This window comes from Aequoribacter sp. (genome assembly GCF_965659035.1).
Lineage (GTDB): Bacteria > Pseudomonadota > Gammaproteobacteria > Pseudomonadales > Halieaceae > Aequoribacter.
The window spans coordinates 1-2,879 of record NZ_CBFHWH010000139.1 but is presented as its reverse complement, the minus strand read 5'-3'; the positions used below and the strand labels follow the sequence as shown (position 1 = coordinate 2,879).

Annotated in this window: 2 protein-coding genes; both read right to left on the bottom strand. The window is 52.1% G+C overall.

Annotated features, from left to right (window positions below):
* Positions 1 to 1,527: TonB-dependent receptor (locus tag ACTF5Z_RS11750; protein ID WP_438985800.1), on the bottom strand; the 1,527-nt coding region annotated here is incomplete at its 3' end.
* Positions 1,528 to 1,632: 105 nt separating this feature from the next.
* Complete coding sequence (locus ACTF5Z_RS11745) at positions 1,633 to 2,841, bottom strand: enolase C-terminal domain-like protein (protein WP_438985799.1); 1,209 nt, start codon at positions 2,839 to 2,841, stop codon at positions 1,633 to 1,635.
* Positions 2,842 to 2,879: the final 38 nt, after the last annotated feature.

The window sequence follows — 2,879 nt, the reverse complement described above, 5'->3', positions numbered from 1 at the left end:
GTTGGTAAACTCCCCAATCGCTGTTCGATAAAAAGTTGCCAATGAGCCATTGGTATCTCGGCTACAGCCGGCATAGTCTGTTTCGTCCTCGGTGTAGCGCACACCTGTTGTTACCACCAGTTTATCACCGACGGCCCAGTCTGCACTGGCGTAAATAGCGAATGTAGAGGTCTCTTGGAAGGTGGTGTTGTCAAACCGGTCAAAGTTGTAAACGGGGAGAGGGGCATAAGATACCGCTTGGTTCATCTCCATGACCTGTGTCGCGCGATTGTCGACTTCATTCTGGCTGTAGTAAATTCCGGCAATCCAGCTGGCGGTCTCTGTCTCGCCAGAAAGGCGAAATTCTTGAGTCCAGGCCTCAATGGCGGTGTTCTGGATGTAAGCATCACTGACAAGGAGTCCAGTATTCCGCCCAGTAATATCGCCGCTTTTAAATCCATCGGGCACGACGGACGCTGGGATGCCTTGAATACCACTGCGCTCGTAAAAAGAATCAGTGTCATCGAACTCGGCGTATCCAGTCAGGGATTTAAAGGTCAGAGAGTCATTAATCGCGTGCGTAATTTGTAGCGATAGGCTGGTGCTTTCCATGTTGATCTGCTGACCTGCGCCCTCTGTCCAGTCTGCTTTCTGAGCATCATTGCCCAAGGGGCCATCAGGTGCATATTGGTTAATGATGTCAGCAGCAGGCCCGATACGAGAAGGGTAGGTTGCTTTAACAAACTGAGGTGCAAGCGAATCGGAATTGTCTTCCCAATAAGCCAAGCTGAAAGCTGCATCGGTATCGTCACCGAGCTGAGCCGCAAGACTCAAGCGGAGTGATAATTTATCTTGCTCGCCGAGTTCGTCGTCGCGCGTGACACTTTTTTGCCAACCTTCACCAGAGTTGACCGTTTTCACTGCTAAACGCGCTTGCAGATTGTCAGTAACCGAGCCGCTGACGAAACCGTCTAAAGTCATTGCGTCGAAACGTCCGTAGCTCATAGAAACAGATGATTCAAACTCTTCGGTAGGTTTGTTGGTGATGTAGTTGACCGCACCACCGGTAGAGTTGCGTCCATACAGTGTGCCCTGAGGGCCTTTGAGGACTTCAACGCGCTGCACGTCCAGCATTACACCCTTCGTCATAATGGGATAAGCGACACCAATTTCATCGAGGTAGACGCCAACCGTAGACGATGCTTGCGCACTGGTTTCGTTGAAGCCGACACCTCGCATTGTATAAACTGGGGTGCCGAGGACGGAATCGCTGTACGCAAATCCAGGCACGATAGCTGCCAAGTCGGCAGTATCTTCGATACCCATTTCAGCCATGCTGTCACCTGAAAACGCTGTGACCGACATTGGAATATCGTTAACGCCTTGCTCACGTTTTTGAGCTGTGACGATAACTTCTTCAAGCATCATCCCTGTAGATCCGGTTTGCGCCATTGAAGGGACTGCTGCGCCCGTCAATAGCACCGCTGCAACAGCAGCAGATAGTGGTTTGATCCCGCTATGGAGGTTCTTAAATTTTCTGTAGCTCATGCTCATCACCTTTATCATTGTTATGGGTAGTTGTGTTGCTTCGACAACGCTGTTAAGCGGTTGTTTGTGTGTCGCGAGGGCGTCTCTCGACGAACCCTCGCTCGCTTAGATCCAGCTCAGCAGCCGCTCTGACTCTATTTTGGTCTCGTCTAGATCGAGTCCAACGCCCGGTACTTCTGGCGGCGTGAAATAACCATTCACGGGTTCTAAAGAATGCAACAAAAAGTGCTGGGTCATGGGTCTAAAGCTGATCAAATGTTCCATCATCGGCGCTGCAACCGCATTAACCGCGAATGAAACGTGAGCGTTGATGTGCTGAGAGGTTCCGTGCGGAATAAGGGGTACGTCGTAGGTTGACGCCAGTGCATAAATTTTCATCATTTCACTGATGCCGCCACACCAGACGGGATCGAGCTGGTAAATGTCGCAGCACTCTTGATCCATCATGGCTTTGGCGCCCCAACGCGTGAACTCATGCTCGCCCCCAGCGATCTTCACTGACGACTCCCGCCGAAGACGGGCGTAGCTCTTGGGTAGATCGGTAAGCACGGGTTCCTCGAACCAGTAGGGATCGTAGGCCTCCATCAGTCGGGCCATTCTAAGCGTATAGGGGACGTCCCAGCTGCCCCACGAGTCCAGCATGATCTTCATGTCAGGACCAGCCGCCTCACGGATCGTCTTGATCAGCGCTACATTCTTACGTTCACCCTCAGGACCATCGGTCGGACCTTCGCGGACAAACCATTTGGTCGCGGTGTATCCATCTGCACGAAACTGTTTGACCTTTTCATAAACATGTTCAAGCTCGAGCGAGAATCCAACCGTGCTGGCATAGGCCGGTATTCTCTGTTGCACAGGCCCGCCAAGCAGAGTGCAGACAGGCACGCCTAAGGCCTTACCTTTGATATCCCATAGCGCCACGTCAACATGGCTGATGGCATGCATGTGGAAGCCTTTGCGGCCGTGGGGCGCTGAGCGATACATTTGGTCCCAGAGCAGTTCTGTCGCAAAGGGATCTTTACCGATGAGGATGGGTTTGAGTTGCGCTTCGATGTACACGCAGGGTATGGTCCAGTTTATGGGCCCCGCAATGCCTGTGATGCCTTCGTCGGTTTCTATTTCTACGAATACACCCTTCACTTCGTGACTGTCGCCGTCACCAATAAATTTCCAGGCTTTATAGAGTTCTTTGCCGCCCCGAGCTTTGGCTTCGGGGTAAATATCCATCGGGCTTCGTTGGCGCTCTTGCCATAAGTCGTCCGTGTATTGTGCTGTGCCAGTCAGTTCTCGGATACGCACATCGACGATCTTCATACACTTTCCTTCCCCATGGTCGCAGGACCATTCCAAGC